The organism is Agrobacterium albertimagni AOL15, from assembly GCF_000300855.1.
Classification (GTDB): Bacteria; Pseudomonadota; Alphaproteobacteria; order Rhizobiales; family Rhizobiaceae; genus Allorhizobium; species Allorhizobium albertimagni.
The window spans coordinates 41330-58390 of sequence record NZ_ALJF01000007.1 but is presented as its reverse complement, the minus strand read 5'-3'; the positions used below and the strand labels follow the sequence as shown (position 1 = coordinate 58390).

Annotated in this window: 10 protein-coding genes, 1 tRNA gene and 2 pseudogenes; 6 read left to right on the top strand and 7 right to left on the bottom strand. The window is 58.9% G+C overall.

Features of this window, described 5'->3' with window-relative positions; translation table 11 throughout:
- Positions 1-34 precede the first annotated feature (34 nt).
- Positions 35-2770: pseudogene (gene metH, locus QWE_RS09655) on the bottom strand (methionine synthase); the annotation flags it as partial.
- 157 nt (positions 2771-2927) lie between these two features.
- Between metH and QWE_RS09650 the strand changes: the two are divergent.
- Entirely contained in the window at positions 2928-4184 is a 1257-nt protein-coding gene (locus QWE_RS09650) for an AGE family epimerase/isomerase (protein ID WP_006725924.1), read from the top strand.
- A gap of 73 nt (positions 4185-4257) precedes the next feature.
- Here QWE_RS09650 and QWE_RS09645 read toward each other — a convergent pair whose 3' ends face one another.
- Positions 4258-5001, bottom strand: coding sequence for an SIMPL domain-containing protein (locus QWE_RS09645; protein ID WP_006725923.1), 744 nt, complete (start codon positions 4999-5001; stop codon positions 4258-4260).
- A gap of 191 nt (positions 5002-5192) precedes the next feature.
- Here QWE_RS09645 and QWE_RS09640 point away from each other — a divergent pair.
- Positions 5193-5268 (top strand) — tRNA-Ile (locus tag QWE_RS09640).
- Positions 5269-5468: 200 nt separating this feature from the next.
- Here QWE_RS09640 and QWE_RS25725 read toward each other — a convergent pair.
- Both QWE_RS25725 and QWE_RS09630 read right to left on the bottom strand, forming a co-directional pair.
- Positions 5469-5810: pseudogene (locus tag QWE_RS25725) on the bottom strand (tyrosine-type recombinase/integrase); the annotation flags it as partial.
- 601 nt (positions 5811-6411) lie between these two features.
- Positions 6412-6681 (bottom strand): helix-turn-helix transcriptional regulator, encoded by a 270-nt coding sequence (locus QWE_RS09630; protein WP_006725921.1) that lies wholly within the window; start codon positions 6679-6681, stop codon positions 6412-6414.
- 815 nt (positions 6682-7496) lie between these two features.
- Here QWE_RS09630 and QWE_RS09625 point away from each other — a divergent pair.
- The gene (locus QWE_RS09625; protein WP_006725920.1) at positions 7497-8207 is read left to right on the top strand and encodes an SOS response-associated peptidase; all 711 of its coding nucleotides are present in this window, start codon (positions 7497-7499) and stop codon (positions 8205-8207) included.
- Here QWE_RS09625 and QWE_RS09620 read toward each other — a convergent pair.
- Complete coding sequence (locus QWE_RS09620) at positions 8204-8443, bottom strand: hypothetical protein (protein WP_006725919.1); 240 nt, start codon at positions 8441-8443, stop codon at positions 8204-8206. The genes QWE_RS09625 and QWE_RS09620 overlap by 4 nt on opposite strands.
- Before the next feature lie 366 nt (positions 8444-8809).
- Complete coding sequence (locus QWE_RS09615) at positions 8810-9295, bottom strand: thermonuclease family protein (protein WP_006725918.1); 486 nt, start codon at positions 9293-9295, stop codon at positions 8810-8812.
- Between the two features lie 308 nt (positions 9296-9603).
- Here QWE_RS09615 and QWE_RS24380 point away from each other — a divergent pair, with 308 nt between their 5' ends.
- Complete coding sequence (locus QWE_RS24380) at positions 9604-11388, top strand: esterase/lipase family protein (protein WP_006725917.1); 1785 nt, start codon at positions 9604-9606, stop codon at positions 11386-11388.
- Positions 11389-11390: 2 nt separating this feature from the next.
- On the opposite strand, the gene traA is transcribed toward QWE_RS24380, so the two are convergent.
- Positions 11391-14837 carry a Ti-type conjugative transfer relaxase TraA gene (traA, locus tag QWE_RS09605; protein WP_006725916.1) on the bottom strand — a complete coding sequence of 1149 codons (3447 nt, stop codon included), beginning with the start codon at positions 14835-14837 and terminating at the stop codon, positions 11391-11393.
- A gap of 205 nt (positions 14838-15042) precedes the next feature.
- Between traA and QWE_RS09600 the strand changes: the two genes are divergently transcribed.
- Positions 15043-15378, top strand: a complete 336-nt coding sequence (locus QWE_RS09600) for a hypothetical protein (RefSeq protein WP_006725915.1) — start codon at positions 15043-15045, stop codon at positions 15376-15378.
- A complete protein-coding gene (locus QWE_RS09595; protein ID WP_006725914.1) occupies positions 15375-16976 on the top strand; it encodes a type IV secretory system conjugative DNA transfer family protein in 1602 nt (533 codons plus the stop codon). The genes QWE_RS09600 and QWE_RS09595 overlap by 4 nt, the downstream gene beginning before the upstream one ends.
- Positions 16977-17061: the final 85 nt, after the last annotated feature.

Below are 17061 nucleotides of genomic sequence, written 5' to 3'. Positions count from 1 at the left end.
CTGCATTTCAGCGGCCACATGCACCATCTCGTCGAGCNNCNGCCACCTTGGCATATTCGCCCTTGACACCATCGACATAGGTCTCGTTGCCATCCTCGGATAGCAGGGCCGAAACGACGCCGACCGCGCGGCTGGCATCGGTGACATAGATCGCCTGCCCCGCCTTGTATTGCGGATGGATCTTGACCGCCGTATGCACCCGGCTGGTCGTCGCACCACCGATCAAGAGCGGAATGTTGAAGCCCTGGCGCTGCATTTCAGCGGCCACATGCACCATCTCGTCGAGCGACGGCGTGATCAGGCCGGAGAGCCCGATGACATCGACATTCTCTGCTTTCGCCACTTCGAGGATCTTGGTGGCCGGCACCATGACGCCGAGATCGATGATCTCGTAATTGTTGCAGGCAAGCACGACACCGACGATGTTCTTGCCGATGTCGTGCACATCGCCCTTCACCGTCGCCATCAGTACCTTCCCCGCTGCCTGGCGCTCGCCGGTCCCGCCGTTCAGCCGCTTTTCTTCTTCCATGTAAGGCAAGAGCACAGCCACCGCCTGCTTCATCACGCGGGCCGACTTCACCACCTGCGGCAAGAACATTTTACCCGCGCCGAAGAGGTCGCCGACGACATTCATGCCCGCCATCAGCGGCCCTTCGATGACATGCAGCGGACGGTCGGCCTTTTGGCGCGCTTCCTCCGTATCAACATCGATAAACTCGGTGATGCCGTTGACCAGCGCATGCTCCAGCCGCTTTTCGACCGGCCATTCGCGCCACGTCATGTCCTGCGTGCGGGTCTTCGCCTCGCCAGTGCCGCGATAGCGCTCGGCAATCTCCAGCAGCCGCTCGGTGCCGTCTCGGCGCCGGTTCAGCACCACGTCTTCGCAGGCCTCGCGCAGGTCAGGATCGATGCTTTCATAGACCGCCAACTGACCGGCATTGACGATGCCCATATCCATGCCCGCCTGAATGGCGTGATAAAGGAAGACCGCATGCATGGCTTCGCGCACCGGCTCATTGCCGCGGAAAGAGAAGGAGAGGTTCGAGACACCGCCGGAAATATGCACCAGCGGCATTTCTTGCCGGATCGTCCGCGTCGCCTCGATGAAGTCGACGCCGTAATTGTCGTGTTCCTCGATGCCCGTGGCGACCGCAAAGACGTTCGGATCGAAGATGATGTCTTCGGGCGCAAAGCCGGCCTCTTCCGTCAGGATGCGATAAGCGCGGCGGCAGATCTCGACCTTGCGCTCATAGGTATCCGCCTGGCCCTTTTCGTCGAAGGCCATGACGACGACGGCAGCACCATAATTGCGGATGAGCTTCGCCTGGGCGACGAAATTCTCCTCGCCCTCCTTGAGCGAGATGGAATTCACCACCGCCTTGCCCTGCACGCATTTGAGGCCCGCTTCGATAATCGGGAATTTCGATGAGTCGATCATCACGGGCACGCGGGCGATGTCGGGCTCGGCAGCGATCAGGTTGAGGAATTCGACCATCGCCTTTTCGGAATCGATCAGACCCTCATCCATGTTGATATCGATGATCTGCGCGCCGTTCTCCACCTGGTCGCGCGCGACCACGAGCGCTGCGGAATAGTCGCCAGCGGTGATCAGCTTGCGGAACTTGGCCGAACCCGTGACATTGGTGCGCTCGCCGACATTGACGAAGGGAATGTCCTTGGTGAGCTCGAAAGGCTCGAGGCCAGAGAGCGACATGAACGGGCGGTGTTCGGCGGGTGCACGCGGCGCCCTGCCCTTCACGGCCTCGGCAATGGCGGCGATATGCGCGGGCGTCGAGCCGCAACAGCCGCCGACCACGTTGACGATTGCTTCTTCGGCAAATCCGGCAACCAGATCGGCCATCTCTTCCGGGCTCTGGTCGTAGCGGCCGAATTCGTTCGGCAGACCGGCATTCGGATAGGCCGAGATGAAAGTATCGGCGACACCGGACAATTCCTGCAGATGCGGGCGCATGGCGTCCGCCCCGAGCGCACAGTTCAAGCCAACCGCAAAGGGCTTCGCATGCCGGATCGAGTTCCAGAAGGCAGTCGGCGTCTGGCCGGAGAGCGTGCGGCCCGAAAGGTCCGTGATCGTGCCCGAAATCATCACCGGCAGGCGAATGCCCTTGGCAAGGAAACGCTCCTCGCAGGCAAAGATCGCCGCCTTCGCATTCAGCGTATCGAAGATCGTCTCGATCAGGATGAGATCGGCACCGCCGTCGATCAGCCCGTCGATCTGCTCGCCGTAAGCAAGGCGCAGATCGTCAAAGGAGACGGCACGATAGCCGGGATTATTGACATCCGGCGAAATCGACGCCGTGCGGTTAGTCGGTCCGATGGCACCGGCGACGAAACGCCGCTTGCCGTCCTCGCGCTCGGCGCGCCAAGCCGCACGGCGCACGAGTTCCGCGCCATGCCGGTTGAGGTCATAGACCGCCCCTTCCATCTCGTAATCGGCTTGCGCAATGCGGGTCGAGGAGAAGGTGTTGGTTTCAAGAATGTCGGCACCCGCCATCGCATAGCGGAAATGAATGTCTTCGATCGCATTCGGCTGGGTGAGGATCAGGAGGTCGTTGTTGCCCTGCTGATGGCAGGCGCAGCCGAGGAAACGCTCGCCGCGAAAATCGTCTTCCGTCAGCCCGAGCCCCTGGATCTCGGTGCCCATGGCGCCATCGAGGATCAGGATGCGTTCGCGCGCTGCCTCTTGCAGCGCCTTCAGGATCTCCGCCCCGTCACGGTTTGCGCCCTCGCGGCCGAACAGTTGATCGAGCATCTGCGAACTCTCCTATTGCGTATGCGACACCCGCAAATCACATAAAGATATCTTTATGTCAACATTTGATCCACCTGTGCGTGACAAAGGTCAGGCGGTGGAAGCGGCGTCAGGGATCGGCTATAGAAACGGCAACGATGCGTCCAGGGAGGAAGAAATGTCGGAAAATCAATCACAGCAGCTGCCATCCACCCCCTGGAGCGCCCGCCCCTATCACCGCAAGTGGCTGCTGGCACAGGCCGACGGCCTGTTCGATTTCTTCCAAGGTCCCGCGCTCAACCCGAAGGGCGGCTTCTACGACCTGTCGCGCGATGGCAAGCCGCTATCGACCGACAACCCCGCGCGTGGCATCCATGCCAGCGCCCGCATGGTGCATTGTTACGCCATCGGCCATCTGCTCGGCCGTCCCGGCTCCGCTGACATTATCGACCACGGCATGCGCTATCTCTGGGAGCGTCACCGCGATCAGAAGAATGGCGGTTACTACTGGCAGGCCAATGATACCGGAGCGGCGGACGATACCAAGCAGGGTTACGGCCACGCCTTCGTCCTGCTCGCCGCCTCCTCAGCCAAATGCGCCGGCCATCCGCTCGCCGACGCTATGCTGGCCGACATCACCGAGGTGATCGAGCAAAAATTCTGGGAAGAGGAGCACGGCGCCATCGCCGAGGAATTCTCGACCGACTGGCAGCCGGTCCCAGGCTATCGCGGCCAGAACTCCAACATGCACCTGACCGAAAGCCTGATGGCCGCTTTTGAGGCGACGGGTGAGCGCCATTATCTCGACAAGGCCGAGAGGATCGCAGATCTCATCATCAATCGACGCGCCCGCGAGGAAGCCTTCCGCGTCGCCGAACATTTCGATGAAAACTGGGTGGTCGACCGCAACTACTATCATCCGAACGAAATGTTCCGCCCGGCCGGCACCACACCGGGCCACTGGCTGGAATGGGCGAGACTTCTTCTGCAGCTCTGGGTGCTCGGCGGCAAGCGCCAGGCCTGGATGCCGGAAGCCGCACGCGGCCTCTTCTTCCAGTCCATGGCGCTCGGCTGGGACAAGGATATAGGCGGCTTCTTCTACACACTCGACTGGGCAAACGCCCCCGACAAGCGCGCAAAACTCTGGTGGCCGCTCTGCGAAGGTGCCGCTGCCGCGCATTTTCTCAGCCAGCACCAGGAAAGCGATTTCCACGAAGAGAGCTATCGCAAGATCTGGAACTACATCGCGGGCAACAGCCTCGACCGCGACTTCGGCGGCTGGCACGAAGAACTGACGGAAGACGGAAAGCCTTCAAACAGCCTCTTCCCCGGCAAGGGCGACATCTACCACGCGCTCCAGGCCTGCCTGATCCCGCTCTTCCCCGCAGACGGCAGCCTGACGAAGATGATAGCCGAGCATCCGCTCGACGTCTGACCGTAGGCGAGATCGACAAACACAAAAGGGCCGGAAGACCGGCCCTTTCTCATACTCGCAACGGTAAGCGCGCTCACTGTTCGATGGCGTAAGTGATGTTGACGGTCACCGAATAGCGGTTTTCGCCGGATGCGATCGGCACCGACTCGTCCGACATCTTTGCCATCGGCGCTGCGGCATACATCTGCGGCATCGGCCGGGCGAAGTTTTCCGAGATCTCGACGATACGACCGATCCTCACGCCAGCGGCCTCCGTCAGCGTCTTTGCCTTGGCGGCAGCCTTCTCGACCGCCTGCTTGCGCGCAGCCTCGATGGCCGTCTCCGGATCGTCATTGCTGAAGGTGATACCACCGCCCTGGTTGACGCCGAGCGTCACCGACCGATCGATGATCTCACCCAGCTTGGCAAGGTCGCGAACCCGAACGGTCAAGCCATTGCTGACGGCGTAGCCGACGATCACGGGCGCCTCATAGGTGCCATCGGTTCTGTTTTCCTGCTTGTATTTCGGCTGGATCGAAAAATCCGTGGTCTGCAGGTCCTTCTCGGCAATGCCCTGCTCCTTGAGGGCGGCAAGCACTTCACGCATGGCGGCACTGTTGGCCGAGAGCGCCTCGCCAGCAGTCTCTGCATCGCGAACGACGGAGAGCGAAATGACCGCCATATCGGGCGCGATCGCCGCCTCCCCCTCGCCCGAGACCATGATCGTCGCTTCGCGACGCTCGCCTTCAGCCGCCACGGCTTGGGCAACAAAACCTGTCGAGAGAACCGAACCCGACAAAGCCGTGGCCATGACGAGAGCGCGTGTAAATTTCAGCATGGAATATGTCCTTTGTCCCGCAATGCCGGCGGACCTCTTCGTCTCACCCGGCACAATGCCCTTCCAGCTTCCGTGATGACGCGTGATTGTGAAGCCAATACGGCAGAGGCTTGTCGCATACCGGAAATTGCGTTAGAGCCCGTGACCGGTGCGGGGTGACCATTACCCGCCCGACGGCTTTGCGCCGGGCTGGGCCTGTAGCTCAATGGTTAGAGCCGGCGGCTCATAACCGCTTGGTTGGGGGTTCGAGTCCCTCCGGGCCCACCACTTTTGCTTTCCACCATTGTTTTTCCATCATTTTCTCCTTTTATTGTCTCACTGAATTCCCGACCCGCCGAAAGTGGGACATTTCGCCGGGCCACGTAGCTTCTCCGCCGCTCAAAACCGGCGTCGATAACGCGCTTCGATTGGGCCGTTTTCGTATAGTGCTGAGCCATCTTCGAATCGGACCAGCCGAAAATGGCCATGAGCTGATGTTCTGTGGCACCCGCTTCTGCAAGGATCGTGGCCGAAGCCTTTCGAAGTCCGTGTGACGAACATTCCGGTAGCCCGGCTTCATCACACCATTGCCGCATCTTGTTGCCGAAACCGTTGGACATAAACGGCTTGCCGTATTCCGTCACCAGGAAGGTCGGTTTGTCATGAGTGATGGCGTTCAAGGCGTCGTTGAGCTCTGCGGTGACCGGCAAGCTCAAGAACTGCGCATATTTGCCCGCGCCCTTTTGCGGCACAAACTCGATGCGCTCGCCGATCAGGTTGCGCCAGCCGAGCTTGACCAAGTCCGATCGCCTCACACCGAGGTTCAACATCAGCTCGAATGCCAGTCTCGCCATCGTTCCAAGCGGATAGACAGTTCGAAACCGATCTAGCTCGATCTCGCTCCACGAATGAAATCCGTCTGATTTGTGAATTTTTGTTACGCCCTCTGCAGGGTTGAAGGTCGCAATGCCTTCCTTAATTGCCCAGTTGAATAGAGCCTTCAGATACTTGACGAGTTTGTCGGCGGCTCCAGGCGTGTGACTGCGCTTCATCTGGCTTGCCTCGACGTCCGACTTCCGCATCTTCTTGAACGGCAGGTTGCCAACAAGCTCGCAATACCGATTGAGGACACTCTTCTTGTCGTTCTTCGTCGCCGCCGAATAGGTCTGGAAAAGCTTTGACCGGTAGTAGGTCTCCACAAGCCACCGGACTGTCCCCTCTTGGACACGCATCGGCGGCAATGGCTTGCTGCCACGATCCCCGGCAATGACGCGATGATACTCTTCCGCAAAGGCTGCAGTAATATTGCCTTGGCCGTCGACATAGGGCGACGTCATCCGATATTTCGGCAAGCCAGGAATACGGATGTAATAACGCGCGTTGCCAAACCGGTCGACATCGCGACTGCAAAAGCGAAACGGCGTGCTGGCTCTACCCAACCGTCTTGTCGAAGGGGTTTTCGATGTCATCGTCTACATCTCCTTCCTGGTTCGCCTCAACGAGATCGTACCAGCACGCCCGAAGCTGACCAGCATCCCAGCGGCGCAAATTTCCGATCTTGATCCCTTTGGGCATCAATCCCTGCCTGACCCAAGTGTCGAAGGTACTCGGCGAAACATCAAGAAGTCTCGCCGCCTCGAGACGACCAACTGCGAAACGGACCAGAGGCGGCTCCACGCCACGAGAAACATCCGGCTTCATACTAAGTCTCCAGCTTTGTTCGATTCGAACACGGCAACTAGATCGAAAGCACCCGCCACTCATGTTGGAGGCGCCAATAATTGGCGAGAGCGCTTTTGAGCGGTCCCAAACGGCAATAATCAGCGTTATTGCTCGGCTCGTAAACCGACAGATTTGTAGTGATTGAAATCCGGATAGCGCCTGACTGGTCGGCATTGCTTGGTCGACCGGTCAATTTCGGCACTCGGATTCGCTTCTCCTATGGATTGGAGCGTCGCCGATTGCCCAGGTGACAGTCTGATGACCCATTGGAATCCAAGGCAAGTTTGCCAATCTGTACGGCTGACAACCATGAAAGGTGGCGCGTCCAATCACACTTCCTGCGAGCCAGACAAATTTCAGGCGTGATCGAAGCAGCACTCGGCGCGTGAGCTTGGATTTTTCCCTGCGCAGCCCCCAAGCTACGTCAGTTCTTTGAACGCGGAGCAATTCGAAGAGGTGACCGAAAAAGCCTTTATCCTCGGAGATCAGTGCAACGCATCCGATTTAGCCTTGTTGGCTTCCGCGGAACATTTTGAGCGCGTGAGCGCCTCCGCGCCTCCGCGCCTCGAGGCCGGCGAACAGATTGAAGTTGACTTCAATCAAAGGTGAGTTTTTTTTGCGGCCCTTGCTCATGTCAGACCAATAGCGTTTGATGCTAGCCGGCAATGGGGTGAGTAAATGCGAGATTGAGACTGTCAGCTTCTGATCTCTTGCTGTTCGCCCCCAAGACAGATCCATGCCAAGAGCTCGGGTACAACTATTGTTGCAGAACAAACCTTCAAGGATGAAAAGTGATGTGTAACCTCTTCAACATCACGACCAACCAGGAAGCCATACGGGCGCTGACCAAGGCGATCGATCGCCTGGGCAATCTCGAGCCGTCACTCAACGTCTACCCCGACCAGATGGCGCCTATCGTCCGCAACATTGCCGGCGAGCGCGAAGCAGTGATGGTGCGTTGGGGCATGCCCTCATCGCAGAAGGCACTCTTCGATGCAGCGACCAAGCGAGCGGATAAGCTGCGCGAGAAGGGCAAACCGGTCGACTTCGACCACCTGCTGAAGCACGAACCGGATCGCGGGACAACGAACATCCGCAACACAGCCAGTTCTCACTGGAAGCGCTGGTTGGGCGTTGAGAACCGTTGCGTTGTGCCAATCACCCGGTTCGCCGAGCCTGATCCTGCGTCCAAGCAGGAAGGAGGCGCCACGCCAAACGCCTGGTTCGCCGGCGACGCGACCGAACCGCTGATATTCTTTGCCGGGATCTGGGTCGCGCAGTGGGAAAGCGTGCGGAAGGTGAAGGACGGCCTGACACGTGACGATCTCTTCGGCTTCCTGACGACGGAGCCAAACGGGATCGTTGGTCCCATTCATCCGAAGGCCATGCCGGTGATCCTCAAGCGAGAAGAGGACATTGAGACGTGGCTGACAGCACCTTGGCCTGAGGCGAAACAGCTTCAGCGCCCTCTCCCGGATGATGAGTTGGTGCTCATTCGGACCTAATGCAGTGCTTCGCGCGACAAGTCGAGGAACCGTCCGACAGAGCGCAGATACGCCACGATTTCCAGGATCAAGTGATCTCTTTCACCATATCGGTTGCAGATTTCCCATACGACTTCCGCCTTTGCATCCGGAAGATCGACATCGCCGATGACATAGAGTTCGCGGCCGACCGCACAGATCGGCGCACCAGCATCGATCAGCTCAGAAACAAAACTCGGGATGTCGTCTTTTCGCATAAGGCGAATGGTAGCTACCGGGATGTCTGGGGCAACCCCGAATTCTTAGTGGCAATGGACGCTGCCTGTCTTCCTGTCCATGTGACAGCACTGGCCCGGCGGTGAACTCTTGCGGCAGCCTCCGCCGTGAGCGCCGGCCGGTGCGAAAGACGAAGCGAGTAGCGCGACGGCGACTGAAATGCGAATGATCATGATCCCCTCCCTTGTAGAGGGGCGACCATAACAATCAGCGCGAGCATGTCCACTAGGTTGAGCAAACGAGGTTAAATCGCCCCAAAAGCGCGAGCGATCTGCAATCCAACTGAGACGACAATGCCCATGATCAACAGGGCGAGCAAGCCGATCTCCAAAGCGCTTCTCATGGCCTCACTCGCATTTCGCGCCGCGGACGACACACGGCCATTCGAACCGACCGGCCCACAAACCTTTCCTGCGCGCCTGGGCTTGCCTCTGATCGGCAGCGTACCTGCCGCGGCTGTATTTTGGCCAGTCGATCGCATGGCCCTGCTGGACCATCCATCTGTTGACGTCGGCACCATCGGAACGGCGGCAGGTTCCCACGAGCCTGTCCCAGCTTTTCCCGGTGATCTTGCATGAGGTGGGGCGAGATTTCGCCAGGAATGCATCGAGCGCGTCAGCAGAGACCTTGCCGCACCGGTAGAACTTTCCGCTCGCATCCTCGCAGCGCTGCCGAGCCTCGGGGGCGTCTATGCCGTCAAAGCGGATCCGGTTTCCCTGGATCTCGATCGTATCACCGTCGATCACTGACGCGCGCCCCGTGACTTCCTGTGCGTGGGCTTGGATCGGAAGAGCCGTCAGAATAGCGACGAGGGTTCCCAGAAATACTCTCATTGCATGCTCCCAGCAACTACCCTGCACTGCACCGTAAGGAAACGGACAATCGCCACGAGCGCAGCGGGCGGCACTCAATTCTCCCTGGCAAGGCCAGTTCCTCTCGTTGATGTATTTGGTATGACAATGCTTCTCAGCATTCCTGATCGTGGCGGCCGCAAAGATGCGGCTTCCATTCAGGGTGCCATACTTTCTCAACAGGATGAAGTATCGCGGTTACTTTAACCGCTGCTAAAATAATATCTTTTTGAAGCAAAGGAGGTAGAATACAGCTGAGTTTTTACGACACTCTGTCAATTGGAGGGTTCATGCAGTCAGAACGGATCCGCAAGGGGAGGGACACATCACCCGCTATAATATTTATTCATGGACTCATGTCTGACAGCCAATCCTGCTGGCGGCATGCAAACGGGTCGTACTGGCCAGATCTGGTCTCCAAAGAAATAAACATCTCTGATTTCGGCATACATGTCTTTTCATACAAGACCACAATTTCATCTGCATCGTATCGTCTGGGTGATGTCGTTGACTACCTGAAAGAACAGCTACAATTGGACGGGGTTATCAACAGACCAGAAATAATATTTGTGTGTCACAGCATGGGTGGAATTATCGCGAGGCGCTATCTCGTACAGCAAGCCGCTGATCTTATCAGGCGCGGAACCCGGGTGGGCCTTTTTCTGCTTGGCTCGCCCTCGCTGGGCTCGCGTTACGCAACCTGGCTTACCCCCTTTGCGCGAATTCTTGGGCACACCCAAATCGATACATTAAGATTTTCAGAGCAGAACTCGTGGCTTCTGGATCTCGACCGGGAGTTTCTGAACCTGAAGGAGAGCAATCATCTGTTTATTCGAGGTAAAGAGTTAGCGGAAGAAAAACCGCCTTACTTCAACTCAATAATTGCCCACCCAATCGTCTCACAGATATCGGCCCTAAGATACTTTGGAAATCCGATAGTGATTCCCAACACCGATCACTTTTCACTTTGCAAAATGAAGGACAGAACCGCAATTCAGCACCGGCTTTTAGTCAAATTCTTACAAGATTCTGGCGGCGATCCCACTGCCCTGCCCAAACGGGCAGGGTCAGACCAGATTGAAATCCTAAACAGAAATCCGCTGCTTGCGGCTGCGGATACCGAGATCAAAAATAGTGGTACGCTTCAGCCGGACACGATAGGGGTGCTCAAAAACTCGTCCATTGAGAAAGGCGACTTGCTGTTATTCTACCGGTCTGCGTTGGAAAACTCCACTGCCTCGGCGGCTGCAATTCTGGGAAATGTCCTCGATATCGTATCTACATACAACGAAGGGACTGATATCGTTGAACGCATAATCGAAACGACGCCAGATACAGAAGCGGAACGGCTCAACGTCGGCATGAATTTATGCCGCAAGTTCAATCACCCCGGCGCATTGAAATGGGCGCAGAACGTATTTCACGATCATTTTGACGCCTTTCATCCACGATATGAATCCTTTCTCCGTTGCAACATAGATGCTCTTTTGCCTGCAAATGAACAATCTGTATTGTCTACTCTTTTATTTCGAGATCGAGGACCAGGACGCTATCAAATTGATGCTTTGGAACAAATTCTTCCGCGCGCCCTTAACCCCACCCCCTTAATAAATCGGTGGATAAGCTGGGTGAATGCTGGATACTTTGATGATCCGGAAATGGATGGATACGAACCTGCTGAGATACTATACAAAAAAATACAGAGAGCTAGACTTTGTGCTGCCACGGACAGTCAAGTGTCCGAAGCGACGTACACGCACCTCACGCGTTTATTCCGAGACGAACGACGTCACAAATTTGCACTAAATCACTTAAACTCTGCGATAAGCGCTGAATACAAATTTGCAGACGAGATTATAAGCAACGTCATTGAACACGTGCATCTATATCTTCATAGTTATCCGAATGTATACAATATCTTTTGCCTACAACGGGAGGCGATCAATTGTCTCAATAAAATCAACAATGGCAACATTCAAATCAAAGGTGATTTGCAGGAATGGAGGCATCGAATTTATATGCTTGACGACATTTCTGGCTTCTGGACTCGAAGGCCTAAAGACCTGGGCCCCTAAACTCACATCCCCAACCCAAGCCCCCTCCTCTCGCTCCTCGCCATCTCCGCCTGCCTGAACATCTCCGCCGTCGTCGCGCGATGGGTTATCTGGGTCACCTCGACCATTCGCGCCAACCCAACCTCATCCCCCCGCGCCAGTTTCGCCGGCGTCAAATCCCTCGCATCGCTGCTACCAAACCGCCGCCGCATTGCATCGGTGATCAGCTCCGCCTCCTCCAGCGCCCGCTTTCCCTCCGGCATCCCCACAAGCTTCTCCAAAAACGCAGGCTTCTCCGCATAGTCGAGCCCGTCCAGCTGCTTGAGGATCGCTTCACTGCGGGGACTTAACCCAGGCACCTCGATCACATCCTGCTTCTCCCGCTTCCACTGTTCGGAGTCTACCGCCTGCTCATATCGCTTCGTCCAGTGTTGCGCCGCATATCCAACGTGAGCACTGAGCGCGTCTGCCACACGTCGAGCATGCTTGCGATCCCGGTTCTCGCCCAGGAGCCCAGCCCGACCACGAAGCTCACCGAATGCCTCCGGGCGCTCGGCCACGGCCTTCGCCAATGCAGCGACATCACCCTTGCGCTCAGTGATCGTCTTTGCGACCAGCGCTGCAAATGGTTCGGAATCAACAAACACCCTGGGCCCAACGGAACGCACCCCATCGAGCGCCTGGCCGAGATGCCGCGACGCCTCTGCCAGCGCCACCTCCTCGACCGTGTGCGCGTAGCGGGTAATCACCGGCACCAGCGGCGGGACCTTGACGCCTTGCGCCTCGGCTGCTGGACCATTCTCCGTCCCTTGCCCACGACCCATCTCTACCCGAGCAGTCTCCTCCAAGGGCTGCCGTTCGGACGGCGAGCGAACGCGCTCACCCAAAGCGCCGTAGTGAGCCGCCGGCCGATCGGCAGCGCGCTGTGCAGCAGTGCCCATCACGATCTCACTGGTGATGCCAATCCCCTCCGCGAGCCCGCGCCGGGCGGCAAACGCCTCGGTATAATCCAGCACCGTCTCCTTGGCGCCGGATCGCCCGAGACTGGCCGAGAGAGCCTTCATGTCCTTCAGCTCGTCGCGTCCTGCATAGAGCCCGACGGCATGCCGATGCCTGGTCATCGCCACATAGGTCAGATGCCGGTCCATAGTGGCGGATGCCATGACGAAGGCGCAATCGACCGTTGCCCCTTGCGCCTTGTGAATCGTCGTCGCGTAGCCATGGTCAAAGCTCTGGTAACTACTGACCGGTATCGAGATGAGACGGGCGCCATTCTGCCCGGCGCCGTCGAGCCTTACCTGTATTGCGTCAGGCTCGACGGCCGTCACCGTCCCGAGCATCCCGTTCTTCACACCGAGATCCCGGTTGTTCTCGAGGAGCACGATGCGATCACCGGGTGCAAAGCCGCGTTTGCCGTCATTGGTCTGATAGATGATCTCCCGGTTGGCTCTGTCCGCCCCCTGCCCTTGCCCTTGCCCTTGATCGTGACCTTGCCGATTGCCCTGCCCCGGCTCTCCTGTGTCAATGGCCTGATCGGCTTTCGCCAGGTCTCCACGTGCCTGTAATGCTAATCGAACCGCGTCGTTGATCGCCCGGACATCGACGCGCCGATGCGCCAGCGCAATACGTGAACCCTCCGGTCGTGCATCCCGATCTGCCATATAATCCCGCACCAGTGCTTCGCGTGCCCCGTCCCTGTCTTCGGCAAAGTGCACTTTCCCGCGCTCGGCATAGGCGGATAGTCCCTCGCCTGTTCGATGGGTGGCAAAGGCAATCGAGGCCTGCCGCTGCCAGTCCTCCTTCTGCCGGCGGATCTCGGAGAGTTCGACGGCACCAATCCGCTCGGCAATCGCCCGGAACGGCGATCCCGCCCCGATCGCCTGCAGCTGTTCGTGGTCGCCGACCAGCACCAGCTTTGCTCCCCGTCGCTCAACCTCTTCGACAAATCTGCCAAGCTGCCTGCTGCCGATCATGCCAGCCTCGTCGATGACGAGGATGTCATTAGACTGGAGCTCCGCCCTGCCCGCTTGCCAGCTGTATTCCCAGGAGGCGAGCGTCCGCGATATGATGCCGGAGGATTCCTCAAGGCCTTCCGCCGCCTTGCCGGCAAGGGCTGCCCCATGCACCCGGTACCCCTGCGCCTCCCAGGCAGTGCGGGCTGCCGCCAGCATGGTCGACTTGCCGGCGCCTGCAAAGCCGATGACCGCTGCAATGCGCTCGGGACCGGTGACATGCCGGACAGCAAGCCGCTGTTCTTCGCTCAGTCCTCCAGGAGGCGTGTGACGGGACGTGACCCAAGGGACGGTTCGTCTTTGCCGTTCAACTGTCCGCGAGGTCGAGTCATCCGTCATTGCCCCGAGTGCGTCGTCCTGTAGCTTCAAGGCCCGATCGACATGATGTCGATCGACGCCATGGCCACTCCCATTACGGGATGCGTGCGAGCCGACCTGCGAAGGTGAGTGCCGGCTCATGCGATCCGCACGCAGGGCCATGGCGTGTTCGATCTCCAGCATCTCGCGTGTCGTGTACCGGGCAAGCTCACCCGCCGTCTCCTTGCGCAGTTCCACCAGAGCCTTCGATCCCATCACCGCGGCAAAGGCATTGCGGAACTGGCTGGCATCATCGATGTAACGGTGCAGTGCCCTCGCGACATCGTAACGATCGAAGACGCTCTTCTCGCCCGTGATCAGCGCCAGCACCTGTTCTGGCTTCTCGCGGATCAGCTCGGCATTTCGCCGTGCTGCCTCCTCGTCGATACGGGTGCGCGAGACAGACCCGCCGCGGCGGTCGATCTCGCTTGCATGCACGCCCATATGCTCGGTCGGCTCGATCTCCAGCCCACGCTCCAGATGCGAGCGATGATCGATCCTCACCTCATGGCCTGCCAGCATCAGAGCCCGGTTGGCATGCGTCTCCCAGGCCTGGCGGATCTCGCGGAGCTGCATCTGTGACGTCGGCAGGTCGTGGTTCAACAGCCACTTGTTCTCCCGCTCGATCAGCGTCTTCTCGCCGAGTCCTGATGCATCGACCTTGCGCGTCGTCATCATCACATGGGCATGGCTGTTGCGAATGTCGCTGTCGCCGCCCGGGGCATGAATGGCAAAGTCGACGGCTGCCCCATGCCGATCGGCAAGATCACGGGCAAAGGCTCGCAGCAGTGCCAACCTCTCTCCCGCATTCAGCTCATGCGGAAGCGCGACTTCGAACTCACGTGCCAGCCGCGCATCCTTGCGTTTCTCGGCGAATTCAACCGCATTCCACAGCGCAGATCTGTCGAGCGCCCATGTCGCATCCAAACCTTCCGGCAGCACGATCTCGCAATGCACGACACCGGTCTTTCGGGTGAAGTCATACCAGACGTTCTCGCGCTCATTGATCATCCGGCTTGCCGTGCGATAGGCGATCGCGGCCACGGCGCTTCGGCCGCCACCGCGGCTGACCGGCTTCATGCTGCAATGGTAGATCGCCATTCGCAGTCTCCAGAACGTCTCAGGTCATCTGAGCACTGAGTTGCGCAGCAACTCGTAAGTGCGCCCTTGTTGCTTTCTTCGCTTCGCTCGGAAGCCACCGGGATGCGGCTTCGCCGCCCGTTGCTCACGGCTCACAACAAATTTGTACCTTGTGCGATTTTGCCCATCCGCGTCGAATGTTGTTTTGTTTCGAAAGGACGAGGCGATGGCGAGACGCAGCATCCAGGAAAGACTGAGACAGCTCGAGGCCCGCAGGGATGTACTGGTGGCGCGGTTGGGCAAGGAGCAGCGAGCCCGTGACACCAGACGAAAGATCCTCATCGGGGCGCTTGTGCTCGACCGGATCGAACGGCAGCCGGAACGGTATCTGAGCAGCCGTCTCGACGATTGGCTCCGCGCCGAACTGCCCGGGTTCCTGACGCGGGAGAATGACAGGGCACTGTTTGACGATATTCTCGGCCCTAGCATGGAAAAGAGCATGAGAACGAGCACGGGCACGCCCGATGCCTCTACTGGCAACGACGGGGAGGAGCAGCCATGACCCTCCTCACGCGCCTTCGTCTACTGGCAATCGGCCTCAAGCTTGCCGTGATCTACCTGTTCCTCGGCTATCTCCTGGTCGGGATTATCCTCGGCATCGATGTCATCATCCAGCACAATGCGGACCCTGGCGAAGAGCGCGGTTGGCTGAGCCGCGTTCTGCCCGATGTGCTGAAGTATGTGCCATTGATCGCTGCGACCATCGGACTTCTCATTCCCTTCCTCGCTCGGGCTCGTGCCTCATGGATCCATGGGACGGCAGAATGGGCAACGCGGAAGGACCTGAACAAGCTGACCAGGAGCGAGGACGGGCTGCTGATCGGACGGGACCTGCATTCGGGAAAACTGCTGCGCCATGATGGACCGGGCCATCTTCTCACCATGGCGCCGACCAGAACCGGAAAGGGTGTGGGAACGATCATTCCCAATCTCCTGACCAGTCAGCGCTCGGTCATCTGCATTGACCCCAAGGGCGAGAATGCCAGGATCACGGCACGCGCCCGGCTGAGCTTCGGCCCGGTCTACATCCTTGATCCCTTCGCCGTCACGGGCTTCAGGACTGCAGCCTTCAATCCGCTCGACCGTCTCGATCCCAACAGTCTCGATCTGGCCGAAGATGCAGGCACGCTTGCCGATGCGCTTGTCTTCGATGAACCCGGCATGGCGGGAGAAGCCCATTGGAACGAGGAGGCAAAGGCGCTGATCGCAGGCCTGATCCTGATGATCGTCGCCACCTCTCCACCCGACGAGCGGCATCTGGGAACGCTGCGCCGCCATCTCACGGCAGACCCGCAGAGCTTCGCAGATCTGCTGAAGCAGATGCAGCAGATGCCGGAAGCCGACGGCCTGATTGCCCGCGCTGCCAATCGTCACCTTGGCAAGGCGGACCGGGAGGCAGCCGGCGTCTTGTCCGCTGCCCAGCGCCACACGCATTTCCTCGACAGTCCGCGCATGGTGGAGGTGCTGAAGCGATCGGACTTCCGCTTTACCGATCTTAAACACCAGGCAGCGACCGTCTTCCTTGTCCTGCCGCCGGATCGATTGTCGACCTATTCGCGGTGGCTGAGATTGCTCATCACCCAGAGCCTCACCGACATGGCGCGAGATCCCGCCATTCCGGAAAAGCCCGTCCTCTATCTGCTCGACGAGTTCGCAGCGCTTGGGCATCTCGCTCCCGTCGAACGGGCCATGGGCCTGATGGCAGGTTATGGCGTGCAGCTCTGGCCAATCCTGCAGGACATGCATCAACTGCGGGCCACCTACGGGGAACGCTCTGGCACATTTCTCTCCAATGCAAGCACACTTCAGGTATTCGGCGTCAACGACATCGAGACCGCAAGTCTGATTGCCCGGACCATCGGCCGCATGGACGAACGGCACGTCACGCAATCCTGGAGCAATCCGACCCTCCCCTGGAAGCCAACCGGCATCACGTCGAGCGAGCATGTCGTTGCCCGAGATCTGATGACCCCGGACGAGATCATGCGGCTGCCGGCTGAAGCGATGATCCTGCTCGCCCAGGGTCAGAGGCCTGCACTTGCGCGCAAGATCCGCTACTATGCGGATCCGGAGTTCCGGGATCTGTTCGAACCGTCCTGAGCGGCAAGGGCCGCACCCATCGCATGCAGGGCAAACATTGCACCCGACGCCCCATACCAACCGGATCAAAGCCGCGCTTGCGCGA

Bases quoted from the DNA above. Each gene is read 5' to 3' on its own strand.
- QWE_RS09645 (WP_006725923.1), bottom strand. From the start codon at position 5,001: ATGCTGAAATTTACACGCGCTCTCGTCATGGCCACGGCTTTGTCGGGT.
- traA (WP_006725916.1), bottom strand. From the start codon at position 14,837: ATGGCGATCTACCATTGCAGCATGAAGCCGGTCAGCCGCGGTGGCGGC.
- QWE_RS09600 (WP_006725915.1), top strand. From the start codon at position 15,043: ATGGCGAGACGCAGCATCCAGGAAAGACTGAGACAGCTCGAGGCCCGC.
- QWE_RS24380 (WP_006725917.1), top strand. From the start codon at position 9,604: ATGCAGTCAGAACGGATCCGCAAGGGGAGGGACACATCACCCGCTATA.
- QWE_RS09630 (WP_006725921.1), bottom strand. From the start codon at position 6,681: ATGAAGCCGGATGTTTCTCGTGGCGTGGAGCCGCCTCTGGTCCGTTTC.
- QWE_RS09650 (WP_006725924.1), top strand. From the start codon at position 2,928: ATGTCGGAAAATCAATCACAGCAGCTGCCATCCACCCCCTGGAGCGCC.
- QWE_RS09625 (WP_006725920.1), top strand. From the start codon at position 7,497: ATGTGTAACCTCTTCAACATCACGACCAACCAGGAAGCCATACGGGCG.
- QWE_RS09615 (WP_006725918.1), bottom strand. From the start codon at position 9,295: ATGAGAGTATTTCTGGGAACCCTCGTCGCTATTCTGACGGCTCTTCCG.
- QWE_RS09620 (WP_006725919.1), bottom strand. From the start codon at position 8,443: ATGCGAAAAGACGACATCCCGAGTTTTGTTTCTGAGCTGATCGATGCT.
- QWE_RS09595 (WP_006725914.1), top strand. From the start codon at position 15,375: ATGACCCTCCTCACGCGCCTTCGTCTACTGGCAATCGGCCTCAAGCTT.